Source organism: Cellulosimicrobium sp. PMB13, from assembly GCF_051294865.1.
GTDB lineage: Bacteria > Actinomycetota > Actinomycetes > Actinomycetales > Cellulomonadaceae > Cellulosimicrobium.
In genome coordinates this window covers 4,132,017-4,151,103 of the sequence record NZ_CP145910.1, presented here as the reverse complement: position 1 = coordinate 4,151,103, position 19,087 = coordinate 4,132,017, and the positions used below count along the sequence as shown (strand labels likewise).

General features: G+C 71.9%; 14 protein-coding genes. 6 read left to right on the top strand and 8 right to left on the bottom strand.

Annotation, left to right across the window (positions count from 1 at the left end):
- Positions 1-5: 5 nt before the first annotated feature.
- Entirely contained in the window at positions 6-1,331 is a 1,326-nt protein-coding gene (locus tag V5D56_RS18515; RefSeq protein WP_435736733.1) for an ATP-binding protein, read from the top strand.
- Positions 1,332-1,370: 39 nt separating this feature from the next.
- On the opposite strand, the gene V5D56_RS18510 is transcribed toward V5D56_RS18515, so the two are convergent.
- On the bottom strand, positions 1,371-1,862 hold the full coding sequence (locus V5D56_RS18510) for a GtrA family protein (protein WP_435736732.1): 492 nt from the start codon (positions 1,860-1,862) through the stop codon (positions 1,371-1,373).
- Between the two features lie 89 nt (positions 1,863-1,951).
- Here V5D56_RS18510 and V5D56_RS18505 point away from each other — a divergent pair, with 89 nt between their 5' ends.
- From V5D56_RS18505 to V5D56_RS18495, 3 genes are all read left to right on the top strand, one after another.
- Positions 1,952-3,247 (top strand): 5-(carboxyamino)imidazole ribonucleotide synthase, encoded by a 1,296-nt coding sequence (locus V5D56_RS18505; RefSeq protein WP_435736731.1) that lies wholly within the window; start codon positions 1,952-1,954, stop codon positions 3,245-3,247.
- Positions 3,244-3,759, top strand: coding sequence for a 5-(carboxyamino)imidazole ribonucleotide mutase (gene purE / locus V5D56_RS18500; RefSeq protein ID WP_435736730.1), 516 nt, complete (start codon positions 3,244-3,246; stop codon positions 3,757-3,759). The genes V5D56_RS18505 and purE overlap by 4 nt, the downstream gene beginning before the upstream one ends.
- Positions 3,760-3,823: 64 nt before the next feature.
- Entirely contained in the window at positions 3,824-4,390 is a 567-nt protein-coding gene (locus tag V5D56_RS18495; protein ID WP_435736729.1) for a hypothetical protein, read from the top strand.
- Positions 4,391-4,434: 44 nt separating this feature from the next.
- On the opposite strand, the gene V5D56_RS18490 is transcribed toward V5D56_RS18495, so the two are convergent.
- The 3 genes from V5D56_RS18490 to rfbB all read right to left on the bottom strand — a co-directional run bounded on the left by V5D56_RS18490 (position 4,435) and on the right by rfbB (position 8,299).
- Positions 4,435-5,859, bottom strand: a complete 1,425-nt coding sequence (locus tag V5D56_RS18490) for an LCP family glycopolymer transferase (protein ID WP_435736728.1) — start codon at positions 5,857-5,859, stop codon at positions 4,435-4,437.
- Positions 5,860-5,865: 6 nt separating this feature from the next.
- A complete protein-coding gene (locus tag V5D56_RS18485) occupies positions 5,866-7,083 on the bottom strand; it encodes an LCP family protein (RefSeq protein ID WP_435736727.1) in 1,218 nt (405 codons plus the stop codon).
- A 220-nt stretch (positions 7,084-7,303) separates the two neighbouring features.
- Positions 7,304-8,299: a dTDP-glucose 4,6-dehydratase gene (gene rfbB, locus V5D56_RS18480; RefSeq protein WP_435736726.1), complete on the bottom strand. Its 996-nt coding sequence runs from the start codon at positions 8,297-8,299 to the stop codon at positions 7,304-7,306.
- 325 nt (positions 8,300-8,624) lie between these two features.
- On the opposite strand from rfbB, the gene V5D56_RS18475 reads away from it, so the two are divergent.
- On the top strand, positions 8,625-10,649 hold the full coding sequence (locus V5D56_RS18475) for a DUF4214 domain-containing protein (RefSeq protein ID WP_435736725.1): 2,025 nt from the start codon (positions 8,625-8,627) through the stop codon (positions 10,647-10,649).
- A 5-nt stretch (positions 10,650-10,654) separates the two neighbouring features.
- A complete protein-coding gene (locus V5D56_RS18470; protein ID WP_435736724.1) occupies positions 10,655-12,505 on the top strand; it encodes a DUF4214 domain-containing protein in 1,851 nt (616 codons plus the stop codon).
- A gap of 43 nt (positions 12,506-12,548) precedes the next feature.
- Here V5D56_RS18470 and V5D56_RS18465 read toward each other — a convergent pair whose 3' ends face one another.
- From V5D56_RS18465 to V5D56_RS18450, 4 genes are all read right to left on the bottom strand, one after another.
- Positions 12,549-14,588 carry a hypothetical protein gene (locus V5D56_RS18465; RefSeq protein ID WP_435736723.1) on the bottom strand — a complete coding sequence of 680 codons (2,040 nt, stop codon included), beginning with the start codon at positions 14,586-14,588 and terminating at the stop codon, positions 12,549-12,551.
- A gap of 155 nt (positions 14,589-14,743) precedes the next feature.
- Positions 14,744-16,654, bottom strand: coding sequence for a hypothetical protein (locus tag V5D56_RS18460; RefSeq protein WP_435736722.1), 1,911 nt, complete (start codon positions 16,652-16,654; stop codon positions 14,744-14,746).
- 208 nt (positions 16,655-16,862) lie between these two features.
- Positions 16,863-18,158, bottom strand: coding sequence for an ABC transporter ATP-binding protein (locus tag V5D56_RS18455; RefSeq protein WP_435736721.1), 1,296 nt, complete (start codon positions 18,156-18,158; stop codon positions 16,863-16,865).
- The gene (locus V5D56_RS18450) at positions 18,158-19,060 is read right to left on the bottom strand and encodes an ABC transporter permease (protein WP_435736720.1); all 903 of its coding nucleotides are present in this window, start codon (positions 19,058-19,060) and stop codon (positions 18,158-18,160) included. Before V5D56_RS18450 ends, V5D56_RS18455 begins: the two co-directional genes overlap by 1 nt.
- Between the last annotated feature and the right edge of the window lie 27 nt (positions 19,061-19,087).

Genomic DNA, 19,087 nt, shown 5'->3' with positions numbered 1-19,087 from the left:
GCAGCGTGCGGCGCCGGATGCTGCAGGCCACGGTGGCGGCGGTCGCCGTCGCCGTCATCCTGCTCGGCTTCCCTCTCGCGTTCTTCGGCGCGCAGTTCGTCCTGCAGGGCGAGGCCGACGACGTGCAGGCGCGCGCCGACCGCCTCGCGACCCGGGTCGACCGGCGCGTCGACGCGGGCGAGGAGATCCCGGACGTCACGATCGAGGAAGCGGTCCAGGGGGCCGGCAGCGACATCCCCGCGTCCGTCTACGTGCAGCTCCCGGACGGCACGATCCTGCGTGCCGGCGAGGAGGTCACCGGACGCGCGATCCGCACGGCGACGTCGTCGGAGTCCGGTGCGCTCGTGGTCGTCGAGATCTCCTACTGGGAGGCGTACCTGCGGGCCGCGCAGATCGTGGTCCTCGTCGTCGCGGCCGCCGTCGTGGCGTTCGCGGCCGGGATCGTCATGGCCGTCTGGCAGGCGAACCGGCTCTCCGCGCCGCTCGTCTACCTCGCCGCCTCGGCGGAGCAGCTCGGCTCGGGACAGGTGCGTCCGCGGCTCGAACCCTCGGGTGTCGAGGAGATCGACCTCGTCGCCGCGGAGCTCGCGCGCAGCTCCGACCGGCTCGCCGGGCGGCTCGCGGCCGAGCGGCAGTTCGCCGCCGACGCCTCGCACCAGCTCCGGACGCCGCTGACCGCGCTGAGCATGCGCCTCGAGGAGATCTCGCTCGCGTCCGACGACCCGGCCGTGCAGGAGGAGGCGCGGATCTCGCTCGAGCAGGTCGAGCGGCTCGTCGGCGTCGTCGACGACCTGCTGCAGTCGTCGCGCCAGGCCCAGGGCGGCACGACCGAGGCCGTCAACCTCCTCGAGGTCGTCCACCAGCAGGAGGAGGAGTGGGTCCCGACGTTCGAGAAGGCGGGCCGCCGCCTCGTCGTCGACGTGCCGCCGGACTACCAGGTCCTCGCGACCCCGGGCGCGCTCGCGCAGGTGCTCGCGACCCTCATCGAGAACTCGCTCAAGCACGGGGGCGGCACGACGACGGTCCGTGCGCGCCCGTCCGGCACCAGCGGGGCGGTGGTGACCGAGGTGTCCGACGAGGGCGCGGGCGTCCCCGACGACCTCGCGCCACGGATCTTCGAGCGCGAGGTGACGTCCGGCGCCGGTACCGGGCTCGGGCTTGCGCTCGCGCGCGACCTCGCAGCGTCGGACGGCGGGCGGCTCGAGCTCGCCCAGCGCCGCCCGCCGGTCTTCGCGCTCTTCCTCGCCGGCGTGCCGCGCCGGCTCGACCCGCGCATCGTGCTGCCGACAGGGACCGCCGTGCCCTCGCGGCGCCGTCGGCGCAGGCGCTGACGGCGCACCCTGCGCCGTCGTGCGTGGGGTCCTCCGCGGTCAGCCGACGCGAGCGGGGGCGGCGTCCTCCTCCACGGGCTCGCCCGTCCCGGTGAAGACGAGGTGCCGGTACGCCAGGTAGCGGAACGCCGTGCCGAGAGCCAGGCCCACGACGTTCGCGGACACGTTCTTGGCGAGCGGCGACGTGAGGCCCAGGACGTAGGTGGAGAACGCGAGGCACCCCACGGCGATGAGCATGCCGCCGACGTTCACCACGACGAACGCCGTGAGCTCGCGGCCGCGCGTCTGCGTGCGGCGCGCCGAGAAGGTCCAGTAGCGGTTGCCCAGCCAGGAGACCAGCGTGGCGACGGCGACCGAGACGACCTTCGCGGTCAGGGGCTTGTGGCCGAGCACCTCGCCCGGGCCGAAGCTCAGGAGGTTGAACAGCCCGAGGTCCACGACGTACGCGAGCGCGCCGACGGAGCCGAACTTCGCGAGCTCGCGCACGCGGTCGGCGAACCGCTGTCGCGGGGCGCTGGTGCCGGAGGACATGGACCGAGGCTACCCGTGGTGCCTGGGAGCGTGCGGGGCCTGTGGACGTCGGTGGGTGCGGGCGCGCGCAGGCACTAGGGTGGGTGCACGTGGCAGCACCAGTGATCGCCGTGGTCGGCGGCGGACAGCTCGCACGGATGATGGCCCCGGCAGCGGGGGAGCTCGGCGTGCACCTGCGGGTGCTCGTGGAGGCACCCGGCACGTCGGCCGCGCAGGTCGTGACCGACGCCCCGGTGGGCGTCGCGTCGGACGAGGCGGCGATCCGCTCCCTCATCACCCCCGCCGAGGGCGAGCCCGCGGCCGTGCTCACGTTCGAGCACGAGCACGTGCCGAACGCCCTGCTCACCGACCTCCTGCAGCACGGCACCCCTGTGCGTCCGGGACCGGACGCGCTCGTGCACGCGCAGGACAAGATCGTCATGCGGCGCCGCCTCACCGAGCTCGGGGTCCCCTGCCCGCGCTGGGCGGCGCTCCCGACCGAGCCCGACGCCGCGCGCGACGCTCTCGCCGGCTTCCTCGCCGAGGTCGGGGGCGAGGCCGTCGTCAAGACGTCGCGCGGGGGATACGACGGCAAGGGCGTGCGGGTCGTGTCGGTGGCCGCCGGCGGGGCCGACCAGGTCGCGGAGTGGATCGACGCGGCGGCGGCCGGCGGGCCGGCGCTCCTCGTCGAGGAGAAGGTCCCGTTCGCGCGCGAGCTCGCCGTGCTCGTCGCGCGCCGGCCGTCCGGCGGCGAGGACGGTCGCGGCGAGGTCCGCACGTGGCCCGTGGTCGAGTCGATCCAGCGCGACGGCGTGTGCGCCGAGGTGATCGCTCCGGCACCGGGCCTGTCGGCCGAGGACGCCGAGCGGGCCCGGGACGCCGCCGTACGCATCGCCGAGGGGCTCGGCGTGACCGGCGTGCTCGCCGTCGAGATGTTCGAGGTGCCGGCCGGCACGGCGGGAGTCGGTGGGACCGACGGCGCAGGCGACGCCGCGCCGTCGCGCATCCTCGTCAACGAGCTCGCGATGCGCCCGCACAACTCCGGGCACTGGACCATCGACGGGGCCGTGACGAGCCAGTTCGAGCAGCACCTGCGCGCCGTCCTCGACCTGCCGCTCGGCGACACGGCGCCGACCGCCCGGTGGACCGTGATGGCGAACGTGCTCGGCTCCACGCTCGACGAGCTCACCGACGCGCTGCCCGCCGTGCTGGGCGCGTCCCCGGACGCGAAGGTGAACCTCTACGGCAAGGGCGTGCGGCCCGGCCGCAAGCTCGGGCACGTCAACGTCAGCGGCGACGACCTGGACGACGTGCGGCGTCGCGCGCTCGCCGCCGCCGCGATCCTGCGCGGTGAGGACCCCGGGCCGCAGACCGCGAACCCTTCGGACGAGGAGCACCGACCATGAGCGAGAACCCGATCGTCGGCATCGTCATGGGGTCCGACTCCGACTGGCCCGTCATGCAGGCCGCCGCCGACGCCCTGGCCGAGTTCGACGTGCCCGTCGAGGTCGAGGTCGTCTCGGCGCACCGCATGCCGGTCGAGATGATCGACTACGGGCGCTCCGCGTCCGAGCGCGGCCTGCGCGCGATCGTCGCCGGCGCCGGGGGAGCGGCCCACCTCCCGGGCATGCTCGCCGCCGTCACACCGTTGCCGGTGATCGGGGTCCCCGTGCCGCTGAAGCACCTCGACGGCATGGACTCGTTGCTGTCCATCGTGCAGATGCCCGCGGGGGTCCCCGTCGCCACCGTGTCGATCGGCGGGGCCCGCAACGCCGGCCTGCTCGCCGCGCGCATCCTCGCGTCGGGGACCGACGACGCCGCGGCGCACCTGCGCGAGCGGATGGTCGCGTTCCAGGAGGAGCTGGCCGACCAGGCGCGGGCCAAGGGTGCGCGGCTGCGCGAGTCGCGGGCACGATAGCCGGTCGTCCCGGACACCACGGCGGTCGACGGCAAGATCGAGCCGTCCGCCGACACAAGAGGGTATGAGCGTGCAGCAAGCCCTCCAGCTCTCCGCATCCCGCGCGCGCGCGCTCGCTGCCGCGGGTCTGGTCGCCGCGGTGATCGCCGGCTGCGGGGGAGCTGACGGTGCCGCGGACGATGCGACCGAACCTCTCCCGTCGGTGTCGCAGGGCGGGACGTCGGCGCTCGAGGTCACGGTGGTCGACCGTGAGGACCCCCGCTACGAGGAGACCGTGGACCGGGCCGTGGCCACCACGACGGTGGACGACCCCAGGCCCGTCGTGCTGCGGTCCGACGGGGAGGACGAGCTCCTCGTCGTCACGCGGGGCAGCTCGTCCTGTCCCGTCACCCCTCGGGGGGCCCGATGGGTCGGGGACACCTTGGTCGTCGAGGTGGCGTCGTTCACCGCCGAGGACGCCGAGCGCGACGGCGGCACGGAGAGGGTGTGCACGGACGACCTGGCGCCGGCGGTCTTCAGGGTCTCGGTCGGCGACCTGCCCGACGACGAGCTGCACGTGGTGGTCGAGCAGATCGAGCTCGTCGCGTCGTACGAGCTGCCCGGCCGGGCCACGCCCCGTCCGGAGGGCTGAGGCGGAGCGCCGACGAGCCTCTCGGCGGCGGGAGCGGGTTCCCGCTACTGAGGGAGCCCACCCACCTGTCCCGGCGGAAGCGTGCCGTCGCGGATGTCCTCCCAGAACTGCGGGGCGAGCTCCGGGTCGAGCTGCACCGTGGAGCCGATGTTCCCGGGACGGTAGTCGGGGTTGCCGATGGGCGGCGTGCCCGTGATGCCGTCGGGACCGTTCGCGGCGCGGAACGCGAGAGCCATCTTGCCCAGGTCGACGATGCCCGTGCTCTCGTCGACCGTGAGCGCCCCGAGGCCGGCGTCGAGGAGCGAGACCTGGTCGGCCGGTCGGAAGAGGAGGCCGGGATCGGCCGCCTGGGAGGACACCGCACCGATCACCTGGCGCTGGCGTTCCGCGCGACCGATGTCGCCCTTCGGGTCGGAGTAGCGCATCCGGGAGAACGCGATCGCCGTCGTGCCGTCGGCGACGTGGCATCCGGCGGTCCAGACGAGGCCGCTGTTCGGGTCGTTGACGTCGTAGTCGAGACACAGCTCCACACCGCCCACGGCGTCCACGACACCCTGGACCCCGCCGAACCCGATCTCCACGTAGTGGTCCACCGTGAGGCCGGTCAGCTCCTCGACGGTGCGGACCAGGAGCGGCGGCCCGCCCCAGGAGTAGGCCGAGTTCAGCTTGCTGGCCCCGTTGTCCGGGACCTCCGCGTACGTGTCGCGTGGCAGGCTGATGAGGGCCACCGGACCGCTCGACGGCGCGTGCAGGAGCAGGATCGTGTCCGTCCGGGCGCCCTCGGTGCCGTCTTCTCCGACGACCTCCCCGCGCGCGTCGGAGCCGGCGAGCAGATAGGTGTTCCCCGAGGTCCCGGCCGCGCCCGACAGCGCCTCGACGTGCTGGATCTTGCCGTTCGCCCACACGAGCAGACCGATCGGCCACGCGAGCAGGCCGACGAGCACGACGCACGCCACGAGAGCGGCGACCCGGCCCTTGCGGACCCGGATGGTGCCGCGACCGCGCGGAGCCCCCGCGGGCGCCGTCGGTCCGGGCCTGCCCGCTGGCGGACGGCCCGGAGGCGTCGGGCCGGCGCCCGCGCGCCGAGGCGGCGCGACGGCGCGGCTCGAGGCGTGCGGCGAGGACGAGACGCGGGGCGGCGACGTCCGCTGCTGGGGGGCTCGCGCCGGCGCGACGGACGGTGGAGGCGTGGACGTCGCCACCGGGCCGCGGACGGGGCGCGCCGGCCGGGCGGGCGGCGGTGTCGAGGCACGCGCCGGGGTCACGGGGATCTCGCGCGACGACTGCCGCCGGATGCGCGGCTCGGACCGCACGGCGTCGTCGTCGGCGGGCCGCCGGCGCGGTGCGGGGCGCTGCCCGCTGTTGCCGATGGTGATGGCGTCGTCGACCGAGGACGGGCGCGGAGACCGTCCGCCCTGCGGCGTGAAGCTCGGCGGGCGTCGCCCCGGATCAGTACCGTCGTGCGTCATCGGCGCTCACCCACAGACCGACGTGACGTCCTGCGCGGAGAACGCCTCCTCGCCGGCGTCCTTGGTCTCGGCCGGGGTCGGTGCCGCATCGGCTGCGTCCTGCGAGCCCTCGGGTTCGGTACCGGCCTCGGGCGCTCCCTCGGTCGAACCGGCGTCCGGCAGGGTGTCTGCGGGCTGCTCGCCGGCCTCCTGCTCGGTCGCGCCCGCCGGGCGGTCGTTCTTCAGGTTGTCCCAGAGCTGGTCCGCGTCGGACGTCCACACCACGTTGTTGGGATTCGTCGGGTCGGTGCCGTTCGGGACCGTCATGAAGGTGATGCTGCCAAGGTCGATGCCCTTGGCGCTGTAGGCCAGTCCGGCGAGTCCCGTCACGGACGACAAGTTGTCGCTCATGGTCAGCGACCTGGTCACCGCGTCGAGGAACTGCACCAGGGCACCGGCGTCGGTCAGGAGGTTCTTGCCGAGCACGGTGCGCACGAGGGCCGCCATGAGCTCCTGCTGACGACCGATCCGGCCGAGGTCCGAGCCGTCGCCGAGGCCTTCCCCGGTGCGAGCCCGCGCGTAGCTCAGCGCGGTCCCGCCGTCGAGCCTCTGCACCCCGGCGGGAAGCGTGAGGTTGTTGGCCTTCGGCGAGTGCACCGCCTCGGGGATGCACAGCTCGACGCCGTCGAGCGCGTCGATCATCGCCTGGAACCCGGCGAAGTCGATGACGACGAAGCCGTCCATCCGGACGTCCGTGAGGCTCTCGATCGTGCGCATCGTGCAGAGGGCGCCCGACGCGACGTCGCCGCCGAGGTCCGCGCCGGCCGCGAACGCGGAGTTGAACTTGGTGCCCGAGACCGGGTTGGTCGTCGTCCCGGCGGTCGTCGGGCACGAGGGCAGGTCGACCGTGGAGTCACGCGGGATCGACACGAGCTCCACGCGTGACCTGTCGGCGGAGATGTGCAGGATCATCGTCGTGTCCGAGCGCATGCCCTCGGTGTCGTCGGCCACGAGCCCCCCGTTGGCCCCCGACCGGTCGTCGCTGCCCATGAGCACGATGTTCAGCGGGGTGCCGGCGTTCGGGTCCTCAGGATCGGGCGTGCTGGCCTCGGGGCGGTCGTCGCCGAGCAGGGTGTCGGCGTCCACGTCGTCGATGTTGCCCGTGAACCGCGAGAGCGCGGTCGCGCCGCCGACCCCGGCGAACGCCACGCAGGCCGTCACGCACAGCGCCAGCACCCGCAGCACGGACCTCGACGGGAGGCGTCGCGCGTGCGCCGGACCGGTCGCGGTCCGGGGTCGGTGCGGTGCGGACGGTCCGCCATGCCGAGAGCTCACGACGGACGAGCATAGGCGGTGGAGGTCACCGTTCTGCGTGGCCGGAGGACCCGGCGGGTAGAGGAATCGTGGAGAACGACGACGTCGTCCGAACCCGGTGGGGCCGCCGGAGCGGACCCACCGGAGGACCTCACTGGCCGACCGCGGCGTACTTCGCCTCGGTCGCGGCCTTGGCCGGACGCCACCACGCCTCGTTCTCGCGGTACCAGGCGACGGTGGCCTCGAGCCCGTCGCGGAAGTCCGTGTACCGCGGGGACCACCCCAGCTCGTCGCGGAGCTTGGAGGCGTCGATCGCGTAGCGCAGGTCGTGCCCCGGGCGGTCGGTGACGTGCTCGAAGTCGTCGGCGTCGCGCCCGAAGATCTCCAGCAGCGTCTGCACGACCTCGAGGTTGTTCTTCTCCCCGTCCGCGCCGATGAGGTAGGTCTCGCCCGGCCGACCCTCGTCGATGATCGTCCACACGGCGGCGTTGTGGTCCTCCACGTGGATCCAGTCCCGCACGTTGAGGCCGGCGCCGTACAGCTTCGGACGCACGCCGTCGATGAGGTTGGTGATCTGGCGCGGGATGAACTTCTCGATGTGCTGGTAGGGGCCGTAGTTGTTGGAGCAGTTCGAGATCGTGGCCTGCACGCCGAACGACCGCGCCCACGCCCGGACGAGGAGGTCGCTGCCCGCCTTCGTCGAGGAGTACGGGCTCGAAGGGTTGTACGGGGTGCTCGCCGTGAACTTCGCCGGGTCGTCGAGCTCGAGGTCGCCGTAGACCTCGTCCGTCGAGATGTGGTGGAAACGGGTGCCGTGCTTGCGCACCGCCTCGAGCAGCGTGAAGGTGCCGACGACGTTCGTCTGCACGAAGGGCGACGGGTCGTCCAGCGAGTTGTCGTTGTGCGACTCGGCCGCGAAGTGGACCACGAGGTCCGACTCGCCGACGAGGCGGTCGACCAGCGGCGCGTCCGTGATGCTGCCCTCGACGAGCGTGACCGCCTCGGCCACGGGAGCGAGCGACGTGCGGTCGCCCGCGTACGTCAGCGCGTCGAGGACGGTCACCTGGACGTCCGGACGCTCACGTACCGTCTGGTGGACGAAGTTCGAGCCGATGAAACCGGCTCCGCCGGTGACGAGCAGACGCATGGGACGGTCCTTCGAGAGGGGCTGCGGGCGGCACCTACTGTACTGAGGTTCGTCGGACGAGATCACGCCGCGCCGCTCGTCCCACCTTGCCGAGGGTCAGGACCTGGCGTTGACTTCGTGTACAGACCGTTCCCGTCGAGGAGTGCCGATGGTGTCGCTTGCCGTGGTTCCTGCGTTCGTCGCCGTCGCGTCGCTGATCGTGCCCTTGGTGGGGCCACCCACGGTCGCGCCTGCCGAGCGTCAGAGCGCCTCCGCTCGGTCCCTGCCCGTTCCGGTGTCGGCCCCGTCCCTTCCGGCGACAGCCCTCCCCACGGCGGACGCCTCCGTGGAGCCCCGGATCGACGAGTACCCGCTCGCGGTGGACGTCTCCGTCCCCGAGCCGCAGGCGCGGGTGCGGAGCGCTCCGCCCGCAGGCGAGACCGCCGAGAGCGTGGCACCTGACGGTGAGGTACCCGACGGTGAGGCTCCGGACGGTGAGACGCCTGAGAGCGCGAGCCCGGAGAGCGAGACACCGCAGAGCCAGACACCGCAGAGCGAGACACCGAGCGGGGACTCCGGCGAGAGCGGGGCCACCGACGGACCGGAGGACGGCACCGCGACCCCGGACGCGCCGGCGCTCGCGGATCCGCCGGACGAGCCGGACGAGCCTGTCGCTCCCGGTGACGAGCTCGAGCTCGAGGTCGTGGACGACGTCGCGGCGGGACCGGTCGTGGAGAACGAGGGCTTCCAGACGGTCGCCGTCTCGTGGCCCGACGACCTGACCGCGGAGGTGCCCGAGCTCCAGGTGCGGACCCGGTCGGACGACGGGACGTGGACCGACTGGCAGCACCTCGAGGTCGCGGACGAGCAGCCGGACGCGGGCACGGTCGACGCGGAGGTCGAGACCCGGTCCGGGACGGGGACCATGTACGTCGGCGAGTCCGACGCCGTGCAGGTGGCCACCGTCGACGCCGTGCAGGAGCTGCCCGCCGACGTCCGGCTGACGCTCATCTCCACGCCCGAGCCGACCGAGGTGCCCGAGGCCGAGGTGGCCGGCGCCACGTCCACGGGCGAGGCGGTCACGACGAACGCGCTCTTCGTGGAGAGCGCCGGCGCCGCGGTCGCGACCGCTGCGGCCGGGCCGGCGGTCATCTCCCGGGCCGGGTGGGGAGCAGCCCCGCAGGCCTGCACGCCCGACACCGCCTCGCGGCTGGTGGGCGCCGTCATCCACCACACGGCGAACCCCAACTCCTACACGAGCGTCGCCCAGGCGATGCAGGTCATCCGCAACGACCAGGCGTACCACATCAACACCCGCGGCTGGTGCGACCTCGGGTACAACTTCGTCGTCGACAAGTGGGGGAACGTCTACGAGGGCCGTGCGAACAGCCTGACCAAGCCGATCATCGGCGTGCACGCCGGCGGCTTCAACACGTCCACCGTGGGCGTCGCGTTCCTCGGCGACCACTCGAGCGTCGCACCGAGCAGCGCCGCGGTCCAGGCCGTCGCGAACGTGGTCGGGTTCCGGCTCGGCGCCTACGGGGTGCGTCCCGACGTGTTCATGAGCTACACGACACGCGGCGGGGAGAACTCCCGCTACGCGGCGGGGACGACGGTGACCCTGCCCACGACGTTCGGTCACCGCGACGTCGCGTACACCGCGTGTCCCGGTCAGGTGGGCTACTCGCACCTGCAGTCCATCCGTGACCGCGCGACCGCGTACGGCTACGGCGGGGCGTTCTCTCGGGCACGCTCCGTGGTTCGGGCGTTGTACGAGGACCTTCTCGACCGGCCGGTGGATGCGTCAGGGCTGAGCACGTGGTCGACGAAGCTCGCGTCCGGGACGAGCCAGAGCGCTCTGGTGGGGTCGTTGACGCGGTCGGAGGAGTATGTGCGGCTGCGGGTGCGGGGGGCGTACGTGGACGTGCTGGGTCGTCAGCCGGATGCTGCGGGGTTGAACGGCTGGACGCGGGGTGTGATGTCGGGGGACATCTCGGTGGATGCGGTGGCGTTGTTGTTCTACCGGACGGCGGAGTTCTACCAGCGGTCGGGTGGCAACGACGACGCGTTCGTGCGGCGGTTGTACGAGGTGATGCTGGGTCGGTCGGCGTCGGCGTCGGAGGTGGCGCACTGGCGGGGGGTGATCGCGTCGTCGGGTCGTGCGGCGGTGGCGTCGGGGGTGTGGCGGTCGCGTGAGGCGGCGAACGCTCGGGCGGCCGGGTACTACGAGGTGTTCCTCGGGCGTGCGCCGGACTTCGGGGGCGCGTCGTACTGGGGTGGTGTGCTGCTCGCGCGTGGTGAGGGCGCGGTGCGGGAGGGGATCGCGGGCTCGGTCGAGTATCGCAACCTCGCGCTCCGCCGGTTCCCCTGACGGTCATGCGTACCCGGTCGGTCGTCCAGGCGCTGGTGCTCACCATGGTGGGCCTCCTCGCCGTGGTCGTGCCGCCCGCACCACCGGCCGCGGCGGCCGACGGGACGTTCACGTTCGCCGGCCGTGGCTACGGGCACGGCCGAGGCATGGGCCAGTACGGGGCTCTCGGGTACGCCGTCGACCACGGGTGGTCCCACTCGCAGATCCTCCAGCACTTCTACGGCGGGACGAGCCTGCGGGCCGACGCCGGGAACGGTTCCCTGTCGGTCGAGCTCCTCCGCAAGACCGGGACGGACACGATCGTGAGGGGTCCGTCGCTGCGCGTGAACGGCGCGGCCGCCGGCGCCGCCGCCGTGCGGCTCGTGCGCGTCGCGGACGGTCGCCTGCGCTACCACACGGGCCCTGGGTGCGCCGGTCCGTGGTCCGACCGGGGAGAGGTGGCTTCGGGGGCGGTCGTGTCGACGACGGCCGACCCGGCGAACCCGGCGAACCTGCTACAGCTCTGCGAGGCCGGTGTGGACCACGGCTACCGCGGGACGCTGCGGGCCGTCGCGACCGGGGGAACGCAGTTCACGGTCAACACGCTCCCGGTGAACTCCTACCTGCGCGGCGTGGTGCCCCGCGAGATGCCGGCGTCGTGGGGTGCGCTCGGGAGCGGACGTGGCGCCCAGGCGCTGCGGGCGCAGTCCGTGGCCGCGCGCTCCTACGCCCTCGCGCCGCGCGGCGTACGGGCCTCGGGCGCCCAGACGTGCGACACGACGGCGTGCCAGGTCTATCTCGGCGCGACGACGGTCACCGACGCCGGAGCGCGCGCCTCGCTCGAGCACGCGCTGTCGGACGCCGCGGTCTCGGCGACGTCGGGGCAGGTCATGCGGCACGGCGACGGCAGGATCGCGCTCACCGAGTTCAGCAGCTCGACCGGCGGGTACTCCGCGGGCGGCACGTTCCCGGCCGTCGCGGACGCCGGCGACGCGACGGCGAGCAACCCGCACCGGTCGTGGGTCGTGTCCTTCACGCCGGAGCAGCTCTCGGCACGGCTCGGCGTCGGCGCCGTCGCGAGCGTGCGCGTGGCCGCGCGCAACGGCCTGGGGGATCTCGGGGGCAGGGCGACGCGGGTCGACGTCACGACGACGGGCGGGCAGGTCGTGCCACTGACCGGGAGCCAGGTGCGCACCCGGCTCGGGCTGAAGAGCGACTGGTTCACGATCTCGGGGGTGTCGCCGGCCGAGGCGCGCTCGGTGGTGCGGGCGTTGTACGAGGACCTGCTGAACCGGCCGGTGGACCCCGCGGGTCTGTCGACGTGGTCGTCCGCGCTGGTCTCCGGGACGAGCCGTGCCGCTCTGGTGGGGTCGTTGACGCGGTCGGAGGAGTATGTGCGGCTGCGGGTGCGGGGGGCGTACGTGGACGTGCTGGGTCGTCAGCCGGATGCTGCGGGGTTGAACGGCTGGACGCGGGGTGTGATGTCGGGGGACATCTCGGTGGATGCGGTGGCGTTGTTGTTCTACCGGACGGCGGAGTTCTACCAGCGGTCGGGTGGCAACGACGACGCGTTCGTGCGGCGGTTGTACGAGGTGATGCTGGGTCGGTCGGCGTCGGCGTCGGAGGTGGCGCACTGGCGGGGGGTGATCGCGTCGTCGGGTCGTGCGGCGGTGGCGTCGGGGGTGTGGCGGTCGCGTGAGGCGGCGAACGCTCGGGCGGCCGGGTACTACGAGGTGTTCCTCGGGCGTGCGCCGGACTTCGGGGGCGCGTCGTACTGGGGTGGTGTGCTGCTCGCGCGTGGTGAGGGCGCGGTGCGGGAGGGGATCGCGGGCTCGGTCGAGTACCGCAACCTCGCGCTCCGCCGGTTCCCCGAGTGACGAAGCAGCCGCCGTCCGGCCCGTCAGACGGAGTGGACGGGGCTCACGGCGCGGCCGGTGGCGGGACGACGCTGCCGTCGGGCTGCACGTGTCCCACCCACACCTCGGACCGAGAGCTCAGGGCGTCGTGGGGCGACCGTTCGAGCGTGCGCTCCCAGAGCGTCTCGGTCGTCGCGCGGAGCGGAGCGGGGACCGTCCCGGCCCACGGCAGGGCATCACCACGGAACGCGACGACCGCGACCTCGACACCCCACGCGTCACGGACACGGGCCAGCGTCTCCGGCGCTCCGGACGAGACGGCCACGGCGTCCGTCCCGCAGATGCTGAGCAGGGTGGCCTCGTACGGAAGAGCGGAGCCGACCACCGCGATGGGCCGACCGTCGGCGGCGGCGCAGACGGCGCGTGCCTCGCCGTACCGACCGTCCTGCTCGACGGCGGTGAACAGGTTCCCCCACGTGAGGAGGGGCCAGCAGACGACCGCCACGGCTCCGAGGACGGCGACGGAGCGTGTCCAGCGCCGGGCGAGCTCCCAGAGCACCACGAGGGCGAGGGTCGCGGCGACGAGAAACCCCGGAATGGTGACCGGCAGGAAGCGGCGCATCGCCCACACCTGGTCCGGCGTGATGCTGACGCGCCATAGGTAGAGCGCGCTCGGTGCTGCGACGACCCCGACGAACACGAGGAGTCGAGGGTCGCGTCGGCGGATCGCCCGGTACGTCGCGATCGCGAGGCCGACGAACGCAAGGATCACCATCGGAATCCCGAAGTACCACGTGAGCCAGTTGACGGACATCTCGTCGTAGGACTTGGTCCCATCGAGCGGGAGGCCCTCCAGCGCCTGGATCTCTTCGACGGCCCGGGCGTACGCCGTTCCCGCCAAAGTGTGGTGCTTCTCCATCCACAAGGGCCGGCTCGCGAGGAGCACGGCAAGGGAGCCGACGGTGCTCGCCGTTCCCCAGGCGAGGCCCCGCCGGCGACGGAGGACGACTCGTGCGATCGGGGACCAGACGCGTGGCACGTTGAGCACCGCGGCCACGGCAATGGTGAGGGCCAGCGCCCGGGCGAGCATGGTCACCTGCCCACTGAGGTTCGACAGGTACGTAGGGCTGTGGACGGCGAGATCGAGGAAGCCCAGTCCGACGAGAAGGAGACCGGCGGCGGAGGCGCCGACGAGGCCGAGAGCGAGGCGCCGGCGCACCACAGGGAGGAGCGCGCACGCGGAGGCGAGCCCGAGCGCCGCGATGAGACCGATGATCTGCGCCGCGCCGTCGACGCGCGCGAGCGCCGTGGCACCGATGAAGGCGCCGGCCCCCGCATACTGCACCAATGATCGTGCGGTGACCGCGGACCACACCATCGTCAGGCCGGCGAAGCCGAGCGCGACGGTGAGCGGCTCGGTGTAGGCAGCACGGGTGAAGGCGGCGAACGGCACGCTCGCTGCCAGCGCGGCGAGAGGGACGAGGGCCCAGAACGGTCCGACCAGGCGACGAGCGAACGAGTAGACGGCCAGGAGCGCCACGCCCCCCACGACGAGATTGCCCACCAGGATGCCGAGGTCGCCGCCGGCCCACCCCCCGACAGCAAGGATGCCGGGGAGCAGCTTGGCTCCCTGGACGTTGAGGACGTCACCGTTGACCGAGTACGCGGCCGACGCGACACTCACCCCGTCGATGGCGGCCAGAAGGTCGGCGGAGCTGGTGAGCGGGAGGTCCGGCGACTCGTTGCGCGAGAGCCAGAACGCCTCGAGCGTGAGGAAGCCCGGGTCGCGCGTCACGACGACGAACCGTGCGGCGAACGGAACGTTGACGACGAACCACGCCACGACGATCCCGAGGGCCGTAACGGTGCCCGCCACCGCCGGCCGGGTCGGCGCGAGGGCGGAGGGCACGACCTTCCACGTGGCGGCGACGAGCACGAGCGTCAGGGGGGCGACGACGAGCGGGCGGAACGCCTCGAGCAGGACCGAGACCGAGACCGCGATGCTCAGCATCAGCAGAACGGTGGCGATCCGCTCCGGCGCTGCGACGAGCATCGACGCTGCGCGTCGTCGTCGTTCCGAGGTCCGGATGTCGGTGCGGTCCACCAACCCATCGTGGGAACGTTCATCGGCGGGCGCGAGCCGGGCGGCTTGCGGCGGTCGCCGCGCACCGATCTTTCACAGCGCGCCAGGTGCGCCGCGCCCGACGCTCTCCCGACCGCTTCTCGTGGGTTGCGTCGACCGACCCTGAGCAGGACGCCTCAGCTGTCGCAGTCAGCAGGGGCGAGCGTGGGTTCGCCGGTGATCTCCACCGTCCACACGTCGAACGTGTAGTCGACGTCGATCCAGCCCGAGCTGGCAGGTTGGTGCAGCAGCTCCACGACACCGGAGACCTCTGCCAGGTGAGAAGCCGCGAGATCTGAGTCGGCGAGCCTCGCATCGAGGTCTGTGCCGCCGGCGTCGGCCTCGATGACGGTGAGCGTGCGATTGCCGGAGCACGCTGCATATCGGTCGAGGGATGCCGCCGATGCCACTTCGTCAGGATCGAAGTCGCCCGCGGCGGGATCGTTGAGGACGTCACGGCCGAACGTGTACTCGAGCGGACGTGCGAAGGCCATGCGGGTGTTGGGGAAGAAGTGGCCCTCGGGGACGCCTGGCCCGTTGGCGGACCAGACGACGGGCGCGTCTGCGTCTCCGACATCGTCGAGCGCCTGGATGAGTTCGAAAGACCCCTCCAGGGTCGTGCCCCTCATGATCGGGGGAATGGCGGACAGCCCCGGTGCTGCGACTGCCACTGCCGTGACGGCGGCGATCGCCGGGAGGCGCCACCCTCCCTCTGTGCGGAGACCAGACGTCGTCAGGGCCCCGGTGTGGTCGGAGAGGTCGGCGTTCGCCGTACCGGGACGGCGGCGGGAGGAGACGAGATAGGCGGCCCCCCAGCCGACGGTTGCGAAGACGAAGACATAGAGCGTGGGGAGCAGCTCGCTGACGAGGTATCGGTCCCAGTAGAGGAAGAACGTGTGCGCGCGCTGACCGCCGAGCCGATGATCGTGGAGGACGAGGAACTGGAGCGACGACAGCGCGGCGACGACGACGACGAGCTGGACTCGCGCAGACCGGAAGGCGGAGGCGAGTGGCGCCAGTCCGGCGATGAGCACACCGGCCCAACCCATGCGGCCCAAGATGGCGGAGACGTCCCCGGCCTTCGAGGCCATCCAGGCGACGAGCGCCAGCCAGAGGATCGACAGCGCTGCCCCGAGGGCGACCCGTAGGCGTGGTGTCGCTCCTGTGAGCTCGGCTGGGCGCATCCATCGGCCGACCGCCCAGAAGAGGGCCGGGACGAGGACCAAGCACGCGTACGTCTGCGGCGTCAGGTCGAAGAGCCCCGCAGCGGAGAGACGTTCCCACACGCGCCCTGGAAGCATCTCGGTGAGCTGCATGTCGACGTAGTACCCGTGGATCTGCGAGATCCCGTACGCGTACGACACAGAAGCCGCCGTGGTCGCGCCGGCGACGACCAACCACGCACTGCGACGAGACGCCCGGAACGATGGGACGAGCAAGGTGAGCAGCCACACGGCGAGCAGCGGCAGCATGAGGAGGGGGGCGCTCCCGCGAAGCAGGCACATCGCCAGGAACAGCAGGCCCAGGACGGTCGTGAGTGGGACGTCGTCGCCGGGCGTGCCCAGGATCTTGAGCAAGAGCACGAGCCAGAGCACGAAGAGCGGGGCCGCCAACGACTCCGACGCGGTGAACGACGAGTACCAGACGGCGTGCGGACTGACGGCGACGGCAGCCAGGGCCGCGACGGCAAACCACCGATTGACGCCGAGAGCGAGGAGCAGTCTCGGCACGGCGACCAGCAGAAGGACCCCTGCGAACAGCACAGCCGACGCGGCGTGCTCTGGTCCGAAGAGGAAGGACGGGACGGCGAGGTAGGCCGAGAACAGGGGAGGCCAGCTCGCGTCGAGCGAGCCCGTCCGGACGAGCTCGTTAGCCCAGTTCACATAAGCGCCCATGTCGCCGAGCCAGGGCAGGAAGGAGACGTCTCGCAGTCGGAGGAGAACTCCCGCCGCGACGATCACCACCACGGCAGCGGTCAACGGCACGCCCAGGAATCGAGCGCCCTTGAAGGGCAAAGGTAGCCGTCGCCGCTTCGCGTAGACGATCACAGCCGCCCACAACCCGACGGCGAGCGCGGCACCGAACACCCCGAACCAGTCCCACAGGACGATCGCGAGGGGCAGGAAGGTAGCGCCGAGCGCCCCTGAGTCGATGGTCGTCGCGACGACGCCGTCGCGGCCGGAGCCGATCGCGACAGCCAGCGGGAAGCCGACGACGAGGAAGATCAGCGCCAGGACGCTCGTGAGCAGCAGCAGCTCAATCATCGAAGGCACCCAGTGCGGTCCGTGCCGAACCGCGCGCCGGCTGCGATGCTGAGCCGGTCTCGGTGGACCAGGTCGTGCGAGCGTCGAGCCATGTCACGCCGATGGCGGAGCCGTCGGTCTGGACGTGCAGCGATCCCGCGTCACGCAGGCGGTGCAGCTCGGCGCCGCTCTCGGCTGCTACCGCGCCGTGGACCGTGTACGCCCCCTCTCCGAGATGGACGTCGGAGAAGTGGAAGTCGACGCTGAGCTCACCGGAGAAGTCAGGGAGTCGCGAGCCGAGAAGGTCGGTGTTCGTACCGTAGACGTTGACCCCGAGGACCGTGTCGAAACCGGTACCCACCACGATCCCGCTCACGAGGCCGGTGGACTCGACGGTCACTCTGATGGAGACGTCGTCGCCCTGATCGACCGAGGTCACCGGCCGACCGTCCCGGTCCAGGATCGCTACCGAACGCACGAGCACCCGGTCGGCTACGGGCTCCGTCCCGTCACGGTCCGCGCTCTCGCGCTGCTCCTCGCGGCGGCTCTGCTCCCTCTGGACGTCGTCCTGGCGGATCTGGTCGAACTCGGTGCGGAGAGTGCGAAGCGCCTCACGAGGCTCGCCGTCTGCGATGACGTGCCCGTGCTCGAGCACGACCGCACGGTCGCACAGGTCGGCGACCTGGTCGAGCGAGTGGCTCACGAAGACGATCGTCCGGCCGTCGTGCTGGAACTGGCGGATGCGGTCCATGCACTTGCGCTGGAACGGCTCGTCTCCGACGGCGAGGACCTCGTCGACGAGCAGGATGTCGGGGTCCACGTGCACGGCGACGGCGAACGCCAGACGGACGTACATGCCGGAGGAGTAGAACTTCACCTGCGTGTCGATGAACTTCTCGATGCCCGAGAAGTCGACGATCGCGTCGAAGTAGCCGTCCGTCTGCTCCCGGGACAGGCCGAGGATCGACGCGTTGAGGTAGACGTTCTCCCGGCCGGTGAGGTCGGGGTGGAACCCGGCCCCGAGCTCCAGGAGCGCCGCGAGCCGGCCACGCAGGCTGACGGTGCCCGTCGTGGGCTGCAGGATGCCGCCGATCATCTTGAGCAGCGTGCTCTTCCCGGATCCGTTCGGGCCCACGAGACCGACCGTCGAGCCGGACTCGATCTCCATCGACACGTTCCGGAGCGCCCAGAAGTCGTCCTTGTGCGTGTTGGACCGGCCGAAGTTGACGAGCCGTTCCTTGAGGGACTTCTCCTTGCGGATGACGAAGCGCTTGGAGAGGTCGTCGATGCGGATGACGGGGGTGCTCATCACAGCTCCTGCGCGAAGTTGCTCTGGAGGCGGGCGAACGTGCGCTGACCCAGCCAGAGGAGGACGACCGAGACTCCCAGCGTGATGAGCAGGTTCGTCCCGAGGTTCTCGGGGACGGGCTGCCCGTCGCCGGCGACCCAGAAGGTCTGCTGGAACGCGAGGACCACCTGCGTCATGGGGTTGGCGAGGTAGATCGTCCCGAGGATCCCGTCGAGGTACTGGGACACCTGGCTCCAGGAGTAGACGATCGGCGACGCCCAGAACAGCAGCATGAGCGAGATGTCGACGAGGTACTGCACGTCCCGCAGGTACACGTTCACGGCCGACAGGAACAACGCGACGGCGGTCGCGAACGTGACGAGCACGGCGAGCGCGAGCACGAAGTACAGCCAGCGGGCGCCGACGGGGAACTGCCCTCGCACGACGGTGAAGGCGATGAGGATCCCGAGCTGGATCACGAAGTTGAACAGCGCGGAACCGACCGCCGAGAGCGGGTAGACCTCGCGCGGGACGTAGACCTTCTTGATGAGGCCGGAGTTCGCGACGATCGAGCCCGTACCGGTGAGGACGATGTCGGAGAACAGCTGCCAGGCCGTCAGGCCGGTGAAGATGTAGATCGCGAACTCGGGGATCTGACGCTCGGCTCCGAGGAACTTGCCGATCGCGACCCAGTAGACCATGAGCATCGCGAGGGGCCGGGCGAGGCTCCAGAAGAAGCCGAGCACGCTGTCCTTGTAGCGCGCCTTGATCTCGCGGCGGGTCAGCAGCCCGAGGAGCTCCCGATGCGACCAGATGTCGCGGATCGACTGGACGGTGCCGCCGAGGAAGCCGGGGCGGGGCCCCGCAGGGCGGAAGGGTTCAGCCTCGAGAGTCGAGGCGCGCGCGGAGCGCTGGTCGTTCATCGCCGTCCTGATCGGTCGGGGGTTTCC